This window comes from Nitratireductor rhodophyticola (assembly GCF_019891355.1).
GTDB lineage: Bacteria > Pseudomonadota > Alphaproteobacteria > Rhizobiales > Rhizobiaceae > Nitratireductor > Nitratireductor rhodophyticola.
The window spans coordinates 203,516-220,108 of record NZ_JAHSSF010000003.1 but is presented as its reverse complement, the minus strand read 5'-3'; the positions used below and the strand labels follow the sequence as shown (position 1 = coordinate 220,108).

Below are 16,593 nucleotides of genomic sequence, written 5' to 3'. Positions count from 1 at the left end.
GGCGGGGGCGTGCGGAATGGTCAGCGGCTCATCACCGAAAGCCACTCGTCGACCCAGGCCCTGCGGTTCTTTGCAACCTCCTCAGGTGAAAATTCGAGCGTCTTTTCCGGTTTCACAAGGTCATCGAAGACCGGGTTCAGCGGGCCGGAGATTTCTCCGGCCGGGAACATCCAGTTGGTTTCGGGGATGGCGTCCTGAAAGCCGGGACCGGTCATGAAGGCGAGGAATTTCTGCGCCAGCGGGTTTTTTGCGCCCGCAACCGTCTGTGCCGCCACTTCCACCTGCAGGTAGTGACCTTCCGCGAAGCTGGCTGCCTTATAGCGCTCTGTATCCTCCGCGATGCGGTGATAGGCGGGCGAGGTGGTGTAGGAGAGCACCATGGGAACCTCGCCGCTGGTGAAGAGACCATAGGCCTCGCTCCAGCCGGGTGTCACCGTCAGCACCTTGTCCTGCAGCCGGCTCCAGGCGGTGGCCGCCTCGTCGCCATAGACGGCCTTGACCCAGAGCAGAAGACCAAGCCCCGGTGTGGAGGTGCGCGGGTCCTGAATGGCGATCTTCAGATCACCCTCGGCCTCCACCAGTTCCTTCAGGCTTGCCGGTGGTGTCTCGATGGCTTCGGTGTCGTAGACGAAGGCGAAGTAGCCATAGTCGAAGGGTACGAAAATGTCGTTCTCAAAGCCGCCCGGCACCTCTACCTTGGCCGTATCAATACCGTGGGGGGCGAAGAGGCCGGTTTCCCGCGCCTCGTGGAGAAGATTATTGTCGAGGCCGAGCACAATGTCGGCTTTCGTGGAGCTGCCCTCAAGCCGGACACGGTTGAGCAGTGCCACGCCATCGGCGACCGAAACGAATTCCACGTCGCAACCGCATTCCGCCTCAAACGCCTTTTCCACCTGTGGGCCTGGGCCCCAGTCGGACGTGAAGCTCTCATAGGTGTACACCGTGAGCTTTTCCTGGGCGAATGCCTGGCCGGAAAGGACCAGCGCGCCGAGCGCCAGAGTGGAAAGCAGGGTGGTGGTGCGCATCTGCGCCTCCTCTTTTCTGGTCTGGGAATGAGGCGCTGAATGAAAAGCGTCTAATCCCTCCGCCGGTATCAGCCGGATCAGGTTCCGCGGGTTGGTTGGGTTCTTCCCAAGCCTCTCAGCCGACAATGCGCCGGCACCCCGTTAGAGCGACCGGGAAAATAGGGCGCGGTGCGCAGCTCCGCAAGGGGGGTGAATGGCGCAAACGCCGTTGGCGCTGGCCCGCCGGCATGATATGGGCCTCGCCCATGAGCCGATTTACCCTTCTCCTTGGCGGAGACCTCACCCGGACACCGGCCCTCGATGCCGAAATCGCCGACAGCCGCATCATCGCAGCGGATTCGGGCATGCGCCATGCTGCGCTTCTGGATGTGAAGCCCGAGCTATGGGTGGGGGATTTCGATTCCGTGCCCGACGGGTTTGAGAATGCCTATGCCGACGTGGCGCGCCGCACCTTCCCCTCCGAGAAGGACAAGACCGACGGCGAGATCGCGATTGCGGCAGCTCTGGAGGCCGGGGCAACAAGCCTTTTGCTGGCCGGTGCCTTCGGAGGCGAACGGGCCGACCACATGTTCCTGCATTTCGCTCAGGCATTGCAGCTCTCCGAACGCGGCATTGCCGCAAAGCTGACGAGCGGGCATCAGGAAGGCGTGCCGCTCGTCCCGGGGCGGCGCCACAGCTTCGCCTATGCTGATGGCACACTGTTTTCGATCCTCGGCTTTTCGGAGCTTTCCGGCCTCACGGTCGAAGGCGCGAAATGGCCGCTCGATGCCGTGGAGGTGCCCTTCGGTTCCTCGCTCACGCTTTCCAATCTGGTGGATGGCGGCCTTTCCATCACGCTCATGAAGGGCCGGGCGCTGTTCATGGCGCATCTACTGAATGACGGAGAACGCTGAACCATGGCGCCGCCCCTTTTAAAGTTGGATGATATTCGTTTGACCTTCGGTGGCACGCCGCTGCTGGCCAGTGCCTCGCTGATGGTCGGCCCCGGCGAGCGGCTTGCGCTGGTGGGGCGGAATGGCTCCGGCAAGTCGACCCTGTTGAAGATTGCCGCCGGGCTCGTGGAGCCGCAGGATGGCGAGATTTTTCGCCAGCCGACGGCAACCATACGTTACCTGCCGCAGACGCCCGACTGGCAGGGCTTTGCGACCGTGCGCGCTTATGTGGAAGCGGGGCTCGGCCCTGCCGACGACATCAACCGGGTGGCGCTGGTCATCGACCGGCTGGGGCTCACGGGCGATGAAGATCCGGCGACACTGTCGGGCGGTGAGGCGCGGCGGGCGGCACTTGCGCGCGTGCTTGCGCCGGAGCCGGATCTGCTATTGCTCGATGAGCCGACCAACCATCTCGATCTCGCCACGATCGAGTGGCTTGAGGAAGAGTTGCAGCGGACCTCTTCCGCTTTGGTCACCATCTCGCATGACCGCCGATTTCTGGAAAAGGTAAGCCGCGCAACCGTGTGGCTCGACCGGGGTGTGACGCGGCGGCTCGACAAGGGGTTCGCTCACTTCGAGGACTGGCGCGATCAGGTGCTCGAAGAGGAAGAACGCGAGCAGCACAAGCTCGCCCGCAAGATCGAGCGCGAAGAGCACTGGCTGCGCTATGGCGTGACCGCGCGCCGCAAGCGCAATGTGCGCCGTCTGGGAGAGTTGCAGGCGCTGCGCGAGAAACACCGCAGCCACCGCGGCGCGGAAGGCGTGGCGACCATGGCGGCCAGTGATGCTGCCGAATCCGGCAAGCTCGTCATCGAGGCGAAGGGGCTCGCCAAAGCCTATGACGGACTGCAGGTGGTCAAGGACTTCTCCACGCGCATTCTGCGTGGCGACCGGGTTGGTCTTGTCGGGCCCAATGGCGCCGGCAAAACGACGCTTATCAACCTTTTGACAGGCAAGCTTGAGCCCGATGAGGGATCGCTGCGGCTCGGTGCCAATCTGGAAATCGCCATTCTGGATCAGAAGCGAGCGCTCGATCCGCTGGAGACGCTCTCTCACTTCCTGACCGACGGGCGCGGCGACAGCGTCGTCGTCAACGGGCAGGAGCGACATGTCGTTTCCTACATGAAGGACTTCTTGTTCAAACCGGAGCAGGCGCGCACGCCGATCCGCGAGCTTTCGGGCGGTGAGCGCGCGCGGCTGGTTCTGGCCCGGCTCCTCGCACGGCCGGCCAATCTGCTGGTTCTCGATGAGCCGACAAACGATCTCGATATGGAGACGCTCGACCTTCTGCAGGAGCTTGTCGAGGACTTTCCCGGCACGGTGCTGCTCGTCAGCCATGACCGCGATTTCCTCGACCGTACGGTGACGAGCACCATTGCGCCTGCGGGCGATGGCCGCTGGATCGAGTATGCGGGCGGCTATTCCGACATGATGGCGCAGCGCAAGGGCGAGGAGCTGGAGCGGCGCAAGACCCGTAGTGCCGAGCAGCAGAAGGCGAAGCCAGCCGGCAATGCGGGCGCGCCCAAATCGGCTGCCAAGAAGCTCTCCTACAAGCAGAAGTTTGCGCTGGAGACACTGCCCAAGAAGATTGATGAGCTGGCGGATGAGATGGCGGCATTAGAAGAGAAACTCGCCGATCCGAACCTCTACACGCGGGATGCAGCCGCTTTTCAGCGCTTTTCCAAAGAGCTGGACACCGCGCGCGCCAGCCGTGAGAAGATGGAAGAAGAGTGGCTGGAACTAGAAATGCTGCGCGAGGAGGTCGAGGGCGCATAGCAGCTCCTGCTTTTTTGGACGCCGACTTCAAAGCCCCCTTCTCCCCGCAGGCGGGGGGAAGGAAGCCGTCATTCGCCCGCCTTCACCGCTCGCTAACCGGACTGGTTCAGAATGCTGCGCATGGACCAGGATTTCCTCATTTCCACAAAGCTCGACCTCCAGAAGGCCCGTGCCAAGTGGCTTGCCTCGCTGGCCGATGAGCGGCGTCTTTCGGCGCTGACCGTCGATGCCTATGAGCGCGACACGCGGCAGTTTCTGCAGTTTCTCACAGGGCATTGCGGCGAGGCACCGGGTCTCGCTGACATTGCCGAGCTGCGCCCGGCGGACCTGCGCGCCTTTCTGGCCTTTCGGCGGGGCAGGGGGGCGGGAGCGCGCACGCTCGGGCGCGGGCTTGCCGGGGTTCGCTCGTTTCTGCGTTATCTGGAGCGTCGGGGGCTGGTGAACGCGGCGGCTGCGGCTGCGCTGAAGGCGCCGCGTGCTCCGCGCGCGCTGCCCAAGCCGCTAACGGCCGCCGATGCGCGCAAGGTTGCCTCGGGCGAGGGGCAACTTGCCGAAGAGCCATGGATCGCGGCGCGGAATGCCGCCGTCTTCACGCTGCTTTATGGAGCCGGACTTCGCATTTCGGAGGCGCTGGGGCTTCTGGGCGGCCAGGTCGGGGAACTGCGCCAGGGCGCGCTCAGGATCACCGGCAAGGGCGGCAAGACACGGCTTGCGCCGGTGCTGCCGGTATCTGCCGAGGCGGTCGTCGAGTATCAGCGTCTTTGCCCTTATCATCTGGAGGCAGACGGGCCGCTTTTTCGCGGCGCGCGTGGCGGCGCTTTGCAACCGGCCATCATTCAGCGCGAGATGAAGCGTATGCGCTCCGCGCTCAACCTGCCGGAGACGGCAACGCCGCATGCGCTCAGGCATTCCTTTGCCACGCATCTTCTTGGGCGCGGCGGCGATCTGCGCGCGATCCAGGAGCTTCTGGGCCATGCGAGCCTCTCCACGACGCAGGTCTATACGGGCGTGGACACGGCGCGGCTTCTCGAAATCTACGATGCCGCCCATCCGCGGGCCTGAAGCCGTTGCTCGCAATTTGTGGTGGCGGATTAACGGTTTCGCCGGGATTTGCCGCTAGCGTGGCACCATGAAAACGCATGCAAAAGCCACCACCGCGACCGAGCGGTTTGTTGACCGCCTTTTTCTGTGCGCTGCTGCCTTTCCGCTTTTCCTGCTTCTGGCGCTAGTCCTCGGCCTGTCGATGGCGAAGCCGGCAAAGGCGGATGAAATTGTCTGTTCGGGCACAAACCTCCTGACGGAACTCGCCGCAGAGAACCCGGCCGCGCTTGAAGAGGTGCGACGACAGGCGGCGGAGACGCCGAATGGCAGCGGACTCCTTTGGCGGGTCGAGAAGGAGGGCGTTGCGCCCTCTTATCTTTTCGGCACCATGCATATGAGCGACCCGCGCGTGGTCACGCTCCCCAGGGATGCCCGCGAAGCTTTCGACGGGGCGGAGCGTGTCGTTATCGAGACCACCGACATTCTCGATCAGTCGAAGATGGCCGCGGCGATGTTCAAACGGCCGGACCTGATGATGTTCACGGGCAAGGAAACGCTTGGCGATCACCTCGATGAGGCGGAGCGTGAGGCGGTGGCGGATGCACTCAAGGCGCGCGGCATACCGTTTGCCAGCGTCAAGAAGATGAAGCCCTGGATGCTGATCTCGCTGGTGGCGCTGCCGGTCTGCGAGATCGAGCGCAAGGAAGCTGGTATGCCGATCCTGGATCTCAAGCTCGCAGAGGATGCCCAGAACGCCGGCAAAGAGCTTCTGGGCCTCGAGACGGCGGTTGAGCAACTGGATGCCATGGCCTCCCTGCCCATGGACATGCATGTGCGCGGCCTGGTGGAGACGCTGGCGCTTGGCGACGGCCTGAACGACGTGATGGAAACCATGGTGTCGCTCTATGCCGAAGGCGAGACTGGCATGTTCTGGCCGCTGATCCGCGTTGCGATCCCCGAACAGCAGGGTGCATCAGGGGATTACGCCGCCTTCGATCGGGCCATGGTCAAAGCGCGCAACGGCACGATGGCCGAACGGGCGCGGCCTATTTTGAATGAAGGCAATGCCTTCATCGCCGTCGGGGCGCTGCATCTGCCCGGTGAGGAAGGGCTCATCGAACTCCTGCGTGCGGACGGTTATACCGTCGAGGGTGTCCGGTAAATTTGGGGTTCCGGCTAACTAATTGCATGTTATCTTTCCGTCGGCGTTGGGGAGCGTCATTTGGAGCGCTGTCATGCAGGACGAAAACCACAAAAAGAAACCCCAACATCGTTCTGCCGGTTCGGAGGGAACACGGGGTTTTGTGATTGGCGCCGTTGGAGCGGCGATCGTGATCCTCGCTTTCATGGCGATTTCAGGAAGCGGCTTTTTCGGCGAGGACGTCACCGGGACGTCCGACACCGTCTCCGACAGTGTACCCATGGGCGACGACGGATAGAAAAAGGCCCCGAAGCTTTCGCGCCGGGGCCCTGTTGTCTGTAAATTCCTGTCGGATCACATGTGGATCGGCTTGGCGAAGGTGGCGAGAGCCGCTTCCTTGACCGTTTCCGACATGGTGGGGTGCGCGTGGCAGGTGCGGGCCAGGTCTTCCGACGAGCCGCCGAACTCCATCAGAACTGCTGCCTCGTGGATCATTTCGCCGGCGCCGAAGCCGACGATATGAACGCCCAGCACGCGATCCGTCTTCTTGTCGGCGAGCACCTTCACGAAGCCGTCCGTCTTGAGCATGGAGCGGGCGCGACCGTTGGCCGAGAAGGGGAATTTGCCGGCGTTGTATTCCACGCCGGCCTTTTTCAGCTCTTCTTCCGTCTTGCCGACGGAGGCGACTTCCGGGCTGGTGTAGACCACGCCGGGGATCACATCATAGTTCACGTGCCCGGCCTGTCCGGCGAGGATCTCGGCCACGGCGACGCCTTCATCCTCGGCCTTGTGCGCCAGCATCGGACCGGCAATCACGTCGCCGATGGCGTAGATGCCATCGACATTCGTCTTGAAATGGTCGTCGGTCTTTACACGGCCGCGCTCATCCAGCTCCACGCCCACGGCATCAAGGCCAAGGCCCTCTGTGTACGGCTTGCGGCCGGTCGCAACGAGAACCACATCTGCTTCGACGGTTTCGGCGTCTCCGCCCTTTGCCGGCTCAAAAGTGACCTTCGCGCCCTTGCCGGCCTTGGTAACGTCCGTGACCTTCGCGCCGAGCTTGAACTCGAAACCCTGCTTGCCGAGCATACGCTGAAACTGCTTGGCGACCTCACCGTCCATGCCGCCAAGAATGGTGTCGAGATATTCGACCACGGTCACCCTGGCGCCGAGGCGGGCCCAGACGGAACCCAGCTCCAGGCCAATCACGCCGCCCCCGACAACCACCATGTGCTCAGGGACCTTGGAAAGCTCCAGAGCGCCGGTGGAGGAGACGATCACCTTTTCGTCGAACTTCACGTCGACGCCAGGAATGCCGGCGACGTCGGAGCCGGTGGCGATGACGATGTTCTTCGTCTCGACAGTCTGTTCCTTGCCGTCGTCGCCCTTGACGCTGACCTTGCCTTTGCCGGCGATGCTGCCAAAGCCGCGAAGGACATCGATCTTGTTCTTCTTCATCAGGAAGTCGAGACCCTTGGTGTTCTGCTCGACCGTCTTGACGCGATGCTCCATCATCTTCTTGAGATTGAGCTTGGGCTTGCTCACCTCGACGCCGAGATCGGCAAGACCGTGGCCGGCTTCCGCGAACATTTCCGTGGCGTGCAGCAGCGCCTTGGAGGGGATGCAGCCGACATTGACGCAGGTGCCGCCATGGGTGGAGAGCTTCTCGACAACAGCTGTCTTGAGGCCGAGTTGAGCCGCCTTGATGGCGCAGACATAGCCGCCGGGGCCGGTGCCGATCACGACGAGATCATAGGACATGTTCGTGCCTTTCCTGAATTCCGTTGCGTCGGCTATCGGCCGCCGCTGACATTGAGAATGGCGCCCGTGGAGTAGGACGCCTCATCGGAGAGAAGCCAGAGCGCGGCGCGGGCGATTTCCTCTGCCGTGCCAGGCCGTTTCATTGGGATCAGACCCGAAAGCCGCTGCGCCCTGTCCGGCTGGCCGCCGGAGGCGTGGATTTCGGTATCGGTGATGCCGGGCCGCACGGCGTTGACACGGATGCCTTCCTCAGCAACTTCGCGGGCAAGCCCCATTGTGAAGGTATCGACCGCTGCCTTGGAGGCTGCGTAATCCACATATTCGCCTGCCGAACCAAGCACTGCGGCGATGGAAGATATGTTGACGATGGCACCGCCCTTGCCGCCGTGGCGTGTGGACATGCGCTTCACCGCCTCGCGGGCGCACAGCATCGTGCCGATCACATTGATACGCATCATACGCTCGAAGCGAGCGAGGTCCATTTCGTCGACGCGCGCCTTGCGGTCGACAATGCCCGCATTGTTGACAAGAGCATCGAGCCGGCCAAAGCGCCGGTCAACGGCCTCAAACATGGCCAGGATTTCGCTTTCCTCGGCCATGTCAGCCTTGACGGTGAAGGCTTCGCCACCTGCCTGTTCGATGTCGCGGACGACCGTTTCGGCTGCGTCAGGGTTGGCGACATAGTTGACCGCGACGCGGTAACCCGCATCTGCGGCAAGCCGGCAGATCGCAGCGCCGATGCCGCGGCTTCCGCCTGTCACCAGAAGTGTTTTCGCTGCCTGCATCATCGCCATTCCCGATCTCGCCGGATGGACGAGGGCGCGGAAGGCATCTGCCTTCCGCGCCCCGCCGTTTTCTAGAGGTCGAGGACCAGACGTTCGGGATCCTCAAGCACATCCTTAATGCGCACGAGGAAGGTCACGGCTTCCTTGCCGTCCACGATGCGGTGATCGTAGGAGAGGGCGAGATACATCATCGGGCGGATGACGATCTGGCCGCCGACCACCATGGGCCGCTCCTGGATCTTGTGCATGCCCAGAATGCCCGACTGCGGCGCATTCAGGATCGGGGTCGACATCAACGAGCCGTAGACACCGCCATTGGAGATGGTGAATGTGCCGCCCTGCATGTCAGCCATGGAGAGCTTGCCATCGCGGGCCGCGAGACCCAGACGACCGATTTCCTTCTCCACCTCGGCGATCGACATCTGGTCGGCATCGCGCACCACCGGCACGACGAGACCACGGTCGGTGCCGACCGCTACACCGATATGGCAGAAGTTCTTGTAGATGATGTCCGTGCCGTCGATTTCGGCATTCACAGCCGGGATTTCCTTCAGCGCATGGCACACCGCCTTGGTGAAGAAGCCCATGAAGCCGAGCTTCACGCCATGCTTCTTCTCGAAGAGCTCCTTGTACTTCTTGCGCATCTCCATGACCGCGGTCATGTCCACCTCGTTGAAGGTGGTGAGCATGGCGGCAGTGTCCTGCGCGTCCTTTAGGCGGCGCGCGATGGTCTGACGCAGACGTGTCATCTTCACGCGCTCTTCGCGCTCGCCATCCTCGGCCGGAGAGGCCGGGCGGGCTGCTTTGGGCTTTTCAGCCGGTGAACTCGGTGCGCCGCCTTCAAGCGCTGCCAGCACATCGCCCTTCAGCACCTGGCCATCCTTGCCGGAACCGGCAACGTCCGAGGCCTTCATGCCCTTTTCGGTCATCATCTTCTGTGCGGAGGGTGCGGGCGGACGTCCGCCGTCGTCATCCTTCTTCGCCGCGGGGGCTTCCTTCTCGGCCGGCTTGTCGGCCTTGGGCGCTGCGGCGCCGGCAGAGGCTCCCTGTTCGATGCGCAGGAGAAGCGCACCGACTTCAACCTCGTCGCCCGATGCAACCACCATCTCAGTGATCACGCCATCGACCGGCGACATCACTTCCTGAGCCGCCTTGTCGGTTTCGAGCTCAAGAATGGCTTCATCGGTTTTGACCGCGTCGCCAACCTTCTTGTAGATCTCGCCGACCTGGGCTTCGGTGACGGATTCGCCCGCCGATGGAACATTCACCTCGACGATTTTTCCGCCGCCGGCCATGGTTGCCTCCTGGGTTTCTTTGGTACCGGACGAGCTTTCGCCGGCCTGACTGGTTTCTGGTTTTGCTTTGCCGGCGCCATCGCCCGCGGCAATCATGCCGAGAAGCGCGCCGACTTCGACGGTTTCGCCTTCCTGAACGGCAATCTCGTCGAGCGTGCCGGCAGCGGGGGCCGGCACTTCAATGGAAACCTTGTCGGTTTCCAGCTCGACGAGCGGCTCGTCGGTGGCGATCGTGTCGCCCACCGATTTCATCCAGCGGGCGATGGTTGCCTCGGTCACGGACTCGCCCAGTGTGGGAACCCGAATCTCGGTCGCCATGTCGTTTTTCTCCGTCGCGTTCTATTCGCCGAGCGCGTCTTCGAGGAAAGCCTCGAGCTGCGCCAGATGCTTCGACATAAGGCCGGTTGCGGGCGATGCCGCGGCCGGACGGCCGGTGTAGCGCACGCGCGTGTTCTTGGCCTCGATGTGCTGCAGGACCCATTCCAGATACGGGTCGATGAAGGACCAGGCACCCATGTTCTTGGGCTCTTCCTGGCACCACACCATCTCCGCATTCTTGAAGCGCGAAAGCTCGTTGATCAAAGCCTTGGCCGGGAACGGGTAAAGCTGCTCGACACGCAGGAGATAGACATCGTCGATGCCGCGTTTCTCGCGCTCTTCGTAAAGATCGTAATAGACCTTGCCGGAACACATGACGACGCGGCGGATCTTCGAATCCTTGACCAGCTTGATCTTCTCGCCGTCCAGATGCTCCGCATCGTCCCACAGGAGACGGTGGAAGGCGCTTTCGCCCGAAAGCTCAGCGAGCGTAGACACGCAGCGCTTGTGACGCAGCAGAGATTTCGGCGTCATCAGGATGAGCGGCTTGCGAAAGTCGCGCTTCAACTGGCGGCGCAGGATGTGGAAGTAGTTCGCAGGCGTCGAACAATAGGCGACCTGCATGTTGTCCTCGGCGCACATCTGCAGCCATCGCTCGAGACGGGCGGAGGAGTGCTCCGGACCCTGGCCCTCATAGCCATGCGGCAGCAGGCAGACGAGGCCCGACATTCTGAGCCACTTGCGCTCGCCTGAAGAGATGAACTGGTCGAACACCACCTGCGCGCCATTGGCGAAGTCGCCGAACTGAGCTTCCCACAGCGTCAGCGCACGCGGTTCGGCGAGCGAGAAGCCGTATTCGAAGCCGAGAACGGCTTCTTCCGAAAGCATCGAGTTGATGACTTCGTAATAGGCCTGCTGCGGCCCCAGATTGTTGAGCGGGATGTAGCGGTTCTCGTCGCGCTGGTCATAGAGCACCGAGTGGCGCTGCGAGAAGGTGCCGCGCTCGGAGTCCTGTCCGGAGAGGCGAACCGGGTTGCCCTCGAGCAGGATCGAGCCGAAGGCAAGTGCCTCGGCCGTTGCCCAGTCGATGCCGGCGCCTTCGTCGATCATCGTCTTGCGGTTTTTCAGGAAACGCTGGATCGTGCGGTGCGCCTCGAAATCCTCCGGGGTTTCGGTCAGTTTTTTGCCGATTTCCTTGAGCGTCTTGACTGGAACCGCAGTCTTGCCACGGCGCTGCTCGTCGGCGTGGTCGGCCTTCTTCAGGCCCGACCAGACACCGTCCAGCCAGTCGGCCTTGTTGGGCCTGTAAGCCTGCCCGGCTTCGAACTCGGCTTCAAGGTGCGAGCGCCAGTCGGCGCGCATCTTCTCGATGTCGGCTTCGGTGACCAGACCTTCTTCGAGCATCTTTTTCGCGTAGATCTCGCTCGTCGTCGTGTGCTTGCGGATCTTGCGATACATGATCGGTTGGGTGAATGCCGGTTCGTCGCCCTCGTTATGGCCGTAGCGACGGTAGCAGAACATGTCGATGACGACCGGCTTGTGGAAGGTCATGCGGAATTCGGTCGCAACCTTCGCCGCATAGACCACCGCTTCCGGGTCGTCGCCATTCACGTGGAAGATCGGTGCCTCGATCATCTTCGCCACATCGGAAGGATAGGGCGAGGAACGCGAGAAGCGCGGGTTGGTCGTGAAGCCGATCTGGTTGTTGATGATGAAATGCACGGTGCCGGCAACGCGGTGACCGCGCAGGCCCGACAGGCCGAAGCACTCGGCCACAACGCCCTGGCCGGCAAAGGCGGCATCGCCATGCAGCAGCAACGGCATGACACGCGCCCGCTCTTCCGGCGGCACCACTTCCTCGCGCTTGCGGCCGAACACCTGGTCCTGTTTGGCGCGGGCCTTGCCCATCACCACCGGGTTCACGATTTCCAGGTGTGACGGATTCGCCGTCAGCGAGAGGTGGACATTGTTGCCATCGAAGGCGCGGTCTGAGGAGGCGCCGAGATGGTATTTCACGTCGCCTGAACCTTCCACATCGTCGGGAGCGAAGGAGCCGCCCTTGAACTCGTGGAAGATGGCGCGATGCGGCTTTTCCATGACCTGGGAAAGCACGTTAAGGCGGCCGCGGTGGGCCATGCCGAGAACGATTTCCTTCAGGCCCATCTGGCCGCCGCGCTTGATGATCTGTTCGAGCGCCGGGATCAGCGCTTCACCGCCGTCGAGGCCGAAGCGCTTGGTGCCCTTGTATTTGACGTCGATGAACTGCTCGAAGCCTTCGGCCTCGATCAGCTTCTGCAGGATCGCCTTCTTGCCGTTGGCGGTGAACTCGACGCCCTTGTCGGGTCCTTCGATGCGCTCCTGGATCCACGCCTTTTCGGCCGGGTTGGAGATGTGCATGAACTCGACGCCCAGCGTCGAGCAATAGGTCCGCTTCAGAATGTCGAGCATCTGGCGGATTGTGGCCGTCTCCAGACCGAGCACATGATCGATGAAGATCGGGCGGTCGTAGTCGGCTTCCGTGAAGCCGTAGGCCTCCGGCGACAGCTCGTTGTAATCTTCCAGCGGCTTGGCAATGCCCAGCGGGTCGAGGTCGGCATGCAAATGACCGCGCATGCGATAGGCGCGGATCATCATGATGGCACGGACGGAATCGCGGGTCGCCTGCAACGTCTCTTCGGGAGAGAGCTGTGCTCCGGCCTTCGCAGCCTTTTCTTTGATCTTGACGTCGAAGTGTTTTTCGACCGCGCCCCAGTCGCCGTCGAGCGCGGAGACAAGCTCGCCATTGGCAGCCTGCGGCCAATTCTTCTTTTTCCAGGACGCACCGGCGGCGTTCTTCTTCACATCGGCGGCATCATCCTTGAGCGCGCCGAAAAAGTCGCGCCAGTCTTCGCTGACGGAAGCCGGGTTGTCCTGATAGCTGGCGTAGAGCTTCTCGATATAGGCGGCGTTGCCACCATAGAGAAACGAGGTAAGCGACATCTGGTCGTTGGCCTGATCTTGCCGTGCCATGTTGATTTCCGGAACCCGCGTTCCGGCTCCTTGCATGGGCGAGTAGCGAATAGCGAGCAGCGAGTAGGGGAAGCGCGATCATCGCGCCGCCCAATGGATCTATTCGCTATTCGCTACTCCCTATTCACCTTTAACTAACCCTTGATCGCTTCGACGAGCGTCTGGCCAAGGCGCGCCGGGGAGGGCGAAACCTTGATGCCGGCTGCTTCCATCGCCGCGATCTTGTCTTCTGCGCCACCCTTGCCGCCGGAAATCACGGCGCCTGCGTGGCCCATGGTGCGTCCGGGAGGGGCGGTGCGGCCCGCGATGAAGCCGGCCATCGGCTTCTTGCGACCCTTTTTGGCCTCGTCGCGCAGGAACTCGGCAGCTTCTTCTTCCGCCGAACCACCGATCTCACCGATCATCACGATAGACTTCGTCTCGTCATCGGCAAGGAACATCTCCAAAACGTCGATGAACTCGGTGCCCTTGACGGGATCGCCGCCAATGCCGACCGCGGTCGACTGGCCGAGACCTTCATTGGTGGTCTGGAACACCGCTTCATAGGTTAGCGTGCCCGAGCGCGACAGAATGCCGACGGAACCCTTCTGGAAGATGTTGCCCGGCATGATGCCGATCTTGCACTCGTTCGGCGTCAGGACGCCGGGGCAGTTCGGGCCGATCAGGCGCGAGTTCGACTTCTCGAGCTTCGCCTTCACGTGGACCATGTCCATCACTGGAATGCCTTCCGTGATGCAGACGATGAGCGGGATTTCCGCCTCGATGGCCTCGATGATGGCCGCGCCTGCGCCTGCTGGCGGAACGTAGATCACGGACGCGTTTGCGCCGGTCTTTTCCTTGCCTTCGGCAACGGATGCGAAGATCGGGAGCTCTTCACCGCCCTGGCCGGTCCAGGTGGAGCCGCCCTTCTTGGGGTGAATGCCGCCGACCATCTGCGTGCCGTGATAGGCGAGCGCCTGCTCGGTGTGGAAGGTGCCGGTCTTGCCGGTCAGGCCCTGCACCAGGACCTTGGTGTCTTTGTTGACGAGAATGGACATCTTGGCTCAGCTTCCCTTAACGGCTGCAACGATCTTCTTGGCGGCGTCGTCGAGATCATCGGCGGCGATCACGTTGAGACCGCTTTCGTTGATGATCTTCTTGCCAAGATCGACATTGGTGCCCTCGAGGCGAACCACCAGCGGAACCTTCAGGCCCACTTCCTTGACGGCAGCGACAACGCCTTCAGCGATGACGTCGCAGCGCATGATGCCGCCGAAGATGTTGACCAGAATGCCTTCCACTGCCGGATCGGCGGTGATGATCTTGAACGCTGCCGTCACCTTCTCCTTGGTGGCGCCGCCACCAACGTCGAGGAAGTTGGCAGGCTCGGCTCCATAGAGCTTGATGATGTCCATCGTGGCCATGGCGAGGCCGGCGCCATTGACCATGCAGCCGATATTGCCGTCGAGAGCGACATAGGCGAGGTCGTATTTGGAAGCCTCGATTTCCTTCTCGTCTTCCTCGGTCGTGTCGCGCAGGGCAACCACGTCCTCGTGACGGAACAGCGCATTGCCGTCGAAGGAGACCTTGGCGTCGAGAACGCGCAGACGGCCATTTTCCATGACGATCAGCGGGTTCACTTCCAGAAGGCTCATGTCCTTCTCGGTGAAGGCCCTGTAGAGGATCGGGAACAGCGTCTCGCCGTCCTTCGCCGCATCGCCCTCGAGCTTCAGCGCCTCGTTGAGCTTCTTCACGTCGTCGGCCGTCACGCCCGTCTCCGGGTCGATGGCGAGCGTGAGGATCTTCTCCGGGGTCTCTTCGGCGACAGCCTCGATGTCCATGCCGCCTTCCGTCGAAACGACGAAAGCCGGACGGCCGACCGTGCGGTCGATGAGGATCGAGAGGTAGAGCTCGCGGTCGATGTCCGCACCATCCTCGATGTAGAGGCGGTTCACCTGCTTGCCGGCCGGGCCGGTCTGCTTGGTGACGAGCGTGTTGCCCAGCATCTCGTTGGTGTGCGCGACAACTTCCTCAACGCTCTTCGCAAGCCGCACGCCGCCCTTTGCGTCAGGGCCGAGTTCGGTGAACTTGCCCTTGCCGCGTCCGCCGGCGTGGATCTGGCTCTTGACCACATAGAGCGGTCCGGGAAGCTTTTTCGCAGCAGCTTCGGCTTCGCCCTTCTCAAACACCGGCACGCCATCGGCCACCGGTGCGCCATAGCTCTTCAGAAGCTGCTTGGCTTGATACTCGTGAATGTTCATTGGAGGCCTACTCCTACTTCTTCAGGTTGGGCGCGATGTTGGCGCAGGCCTCGCAAAGACCGGCAACGGCCTCCACGGACTGTTCGAACATCTTCTGCTCAGACTTGTTGAGATCGATCTCGATGACGCGCTCGACACCGCCGGCGCCGATAACCGTGGGCACGCCCACATACATGTCCTTGACGCCATACTGGCCGGCAAGATGTGCCGCGCAGGGCAGGACACGCTTCTTGTCTTTCAGGTAGCTCTCCGCCATCGCGATGGCCGAGGAAGCCGGGGCGTAATAGGCAGAGCCGGTCTTCAGAAGGCCGACGATCTCTGCGCCGCCGTCACGGGTACGCTGCACGATCTCGTCGATCTTTTCCTTGGAGGTCCAGCCCATCTTCACCAGATCCGGGATCGGAATGCCGGCAACGGTGGAGTAGCGCGTCAGCGGAACCATGGAATCGCCGTGGCCGCCGAGAACGAAAGCCGTCACGTCTTCGACGGAGACCTTGAACTCTTCCGAGAGGAAATAGCGGAAACGGGCGGAGTCCAGCACGCCGGCCATGCCGACCACATGGCTCTTCGGCAGGCCGGAGAACTTCTGCAGCGCCCAGACCATGGCGTCGAGCGGGTTGGTGATGCAGATGACGAATGCGTTGGGGGCGTATTTCTTGATGCCCGCGCCGACCTGCTCCATGACCTTCAGGTTGATGCCCAGCAGGTCGTCGCGGCTCATGCCCGGCTTGCGGGCGACGCCGGCGGTGACGATGCAGACATCCGCGCCTTCAATGGCCGCATAGTCGTTGGCGCCAACCATTTTGGCGTCGAAGCCCTCGACCGGCGAGGATTCGGCGATGTCCAGTCCCTTGCCCTGGGGGATGCCCTCGGCAATGTCGAACAGGACGACATCGCCCAGTTCCTTCAAGCCCGCCAGATGTGCGAGCGTTCCACCGATCATGCCGGAGCCGATGAGAGCGATCTTGTCGCGTGCCATGTGGTTAGAATTCCCCCTTGTGTCGAAAGGATAGGTGGTGAGATGGATGTGTGAAGAAAAATCCGCGCGTCGCGTTTTGCCTGTGTCGTGTCACACCGATGCATTCGGGCCCACATCCCGCCGCACTCCTTCAACGAAAGGCGCGGCAAATCCGTGGCGTGGCCCGCTTCATAAGCCTCTTTGGAATAAGCATACTGGCAGGAAAATTCAACCGGTTCTTACACGGTCAGGAATTTCAATCGTTTAGACATTTGTGGACTTACGTAAAAGTAAGAATTTTGCCTCAATAAT

The 16,593-nt window shown here is 62.1% G+C and carries 13 protein-coding genes and 1 riboswitch; of the genes, 5 read left to right on the top strand and 8 right to left on the bottom strand.

Annotated elements, in window-relative coordinates; translation table 11 throughout:
• Window positions 1-20: 20 nt before the first annotated feature.
• Window positions 21-1,025, bottom strand: a complete 1,005-nt coding sequence (gene thiB, locus KUG85_RS12100; RefSeq protein WP_223005419.1) for a thiamine ABC transporter substrate binding subunit — start codon at window positions 1,023-1,025, stop codon at window positions 21-23.
• Between the two features lie 37 nt (window positions 1,026-1,062).
• Window positions 1,063-1,176: riboswitch (TPP riboswitch) on the bottom strand.
• A gap of 94 nt (window positions 1,177-1,270) precedes the next feature.
• Here thiB and KUG85_RS12095 point away from each other — a divergent pair.
• From KUG85_RS12095 to KUG85_RS12075, 5 genes are all read left to right on the top strand, one after another.
• Window positions 1,271-1,918: a thiamine diphosphokinase gene (locus KUG85_RS12095; protein ID WP_223005418.1), complete on the top strand. Its 648-nt coding sequence runs from the start codon at window positions 1,271-1,273 to the stop codon at window positions 1,916-1,918.
• A 3-nt stretch (window positions 1,919-1,921) separates the two neighbouring features.
• On the top strand, window positions 1,922-3,733 hold the full coding sequence (locus KUG85_RS12090) for an ABC-F family ATP-binding cassette domain-containing protein (protein ID WP_223005417.1): 1,812 nt from the start codon (window positions 1,922-1,924) through the stop codon (window positions 3,731-3,733).
• A 120-nt stretch (window positions 3,734-3,853) separates the two neighbouring features.
• Entirely contained in the window at window positions 3,854-4,795 is a 942-nt protein-coding gene (locus KUG85_RS12085) for a tyrosine recombinase XerC (protein ID WP_223005416.1), read from the top strand.
• A gap of 67 nt (window positions 4,796-4,862) precedes the next feature.
• Window positions 4,863-5,936 carry a TraB/GumN family protein gene (locus tag KUG85_RS12080; RefSeq protein ID WP_223005415.1) on the top strand — a complete coding sequence of 358 codons (1,074 nt, stop codon included), beginning with the start codon at window positions 4,863-4,865 and terminating at the stop codon, window positions 5,934-5,936.
• A 73-nt stretch (window positions 5,937-6,009) separates the two neighbouring features.
• Complete coding sequence (locus KUG85_RS12075) at window positions 6,010-6,213, top strand: hypothetical protein (RefSeq protein WP_223005414.1); 204 nt, start codon at window positions 6,010-6,012, stop codon at window positions 6,211-6,213.
• A gap of 56 nt (window positions 6,214-6,269) precedes the next feature.
• Here the strand turns inward: KUG85_RS12075 and lpdA are convergent, their stop codons facing one another.
• The 7 genes from lpdA to mdh all read right to left on the bottom strand — a co-directional run bounded on the left by lpdA (window position 6,270) and on the right by mdh (window position 16,302).
• Window positions 6,270-7,676, bottom strand: coding sequence for a dihydrolipoyl dehydrogenase (gene lpdA, locus KUG85_RS12070; RefSeq protein ID WP_223005413.1), 1,407 nt, complete (start codon window positions 7,674-7,676; stop codon window positions 6,270-6,272).
• A gap of 32 nt (window positions 7,677-7,708) precedes the next feature.
• Window positions 7,709-8,464 carry an SDR family oxidoreductase gene (locus KUG85_RS12065; protein ID WP_223005832.1) on the bottom strand — a complete coding sequence of 252 codons (756 nt, stop codon included), beginning with the start codon at window positions 8,462-8,464 and terminating at the stop codon, window positions 7,709-7,711.
• A gap of 68 nt (window positions 8,465-8,532) precedes the next feature.
• The gene (gene odhB / locus KUG85_RS12060; protein ID WP_223005412.1) at window positions 8,533-10,074 is read right to left on the bottom strand and encodes a 2-oxoglutarate dehydrogenase complex dihydrolipoyllysine-residue succinyltransferase; all 1,542 of its coding nucleotides are present in this window, start codon (window positions 10,072-10,074) and stop codon (window positions 8,533-8,535) included.
• A 21-nt stretch (window positions 10,075-10,095) separates the two neighbouring features.
• Complete coding sequence (locus KUG85_RS12055) at window positions 10,096-13,083, bottom strand: 2-oxoglutarate dehydrogenase E1 component (RefSeq protein WP_223005411.1); 2,988 nt, start codon at window positions 13,081-13,083, stop codon at window positions 10,096-10,098.
• A gap of 134 nt (window positions 13,084-13,217) precedes the next feature.
• Entirely contained in the window at window positions 13,218-14,120 is a 903-nt protein-coding gene (gene sucD, locus KUG85_RS12050) for a succinate--CoA ligase subunit alpha (protein WP_065818107.1), read from the bottom strand.
• A 6-nt stretch (window positions 14,121-14,126) separates the two neighbouring features.
• A complete protein-coding gene (gene sucC, locus KUG85_RS12045; protein WP_223005410.1) occupies window positions 14,127-15,323 on the bottom strand; it encodes an ADP-forming succinate--CoA ligase subunit beta in 1,197 nt (398 codons plus the stop codon).
• Between the two features lie 13 nt (window positions 15,324-15,336).
• A complete protein-coding gene (gene mdh / locus KUG85_RS12040; protein ID WP_007007539.1) occupies window positions 15,337-16,302 on the bottom strand; it encodes a malate dehydrogenase in 966 nt (321 codons plus the stop codon).
• Window positions 16,303-16,593: the final 291 nt, after the last annotated feature.

Coding starts and splice junctions, on each gene's coding strand:
- KUG85_RS12085 (WP_223005416.1), top strand. CDS start 3,854: ATGGACCAGGATTTCCTCATTTCCACAAAGCTCGACCTCCAGAAGGCC.
- KUG85_RS12055 (WP_223005411.1), bottom strand. CDS start 13,083: ATGGCACGGCAAGATCAGGCCAACGACCAGATGTCGCTTACCTCGTTT.
- KUG85_RS12065 (WP_223005832.1), bottom strand. CDS start 8,464: ATGATGCAGGCAGCGAAAACACTTCTGGTGACAGGCGGAAGCCGCGGC.
- sucC (WP_223005410.1), bottom strand. CDS start 15,323: ATGAACATTCACGAGTATCAAGCCAAGCAGCTTCTGAAGAGCTATGGC.
- odhB (WP_223005412.1), bottom strand. CDS start 10,074: ATGGCGACCGAGATTCGGGTTCCCACACTGGGCGAGTCCGTGACCGAG.
- thiB (WP_223005419.1), bottom strand. CDS start 1,025: ATGCGCACCACCACCCTGCTTTCCACTCTGGCGCTCGGCGCGCTGGTC.
- mdh (WP_007007539.1), bottom strand. CDS start 16,302: ATGGCACGCGACAAGATCGCTCTCATCGGCTCCGGCATGATCGGTGGA.
- sucD (WP_065818107.1), bottom strand. CDS start 14,120: ATGTCCATTCTCGTCAACAAAGACACCAAGGTCCTGGTGCAGGGCCTG.
- lpdA (WP_223005413.1), bottom strand. CDS start 7,676: ATGTCCTATGATCTCGTCGTGATCGGCACCGGCCCCGGCGGCTATGTC.
- KUG85_RS12080 (WP_223005415.1), top strand. CDS start 4,863: ATGAAAACGCATGCAAAAGCCACCACCGCGACCGAGCGGTTTGTTGAC.
- KUG85_RS12075 (WP_223005414.1), top strand. CDS start 6,010: ATGCAGGACGAAAACCACAAAAAGAAACCCCAACATCGTTCTGCCGGT.
- KUG85_RS12090 (WP_223005417.1), top strand. CDS start 1,922: ATGGCGCCGCCCCTTTTAAAGTTGGATGATATTCGTTTGACCTTCGGT.
- KUG85_RS12095 (WP_223005418.1), top strand. CDS start 1,271: ATGAGCCGATTTACCCTTCTCCTTGGCGGAGACCTCACCCGGACACCG.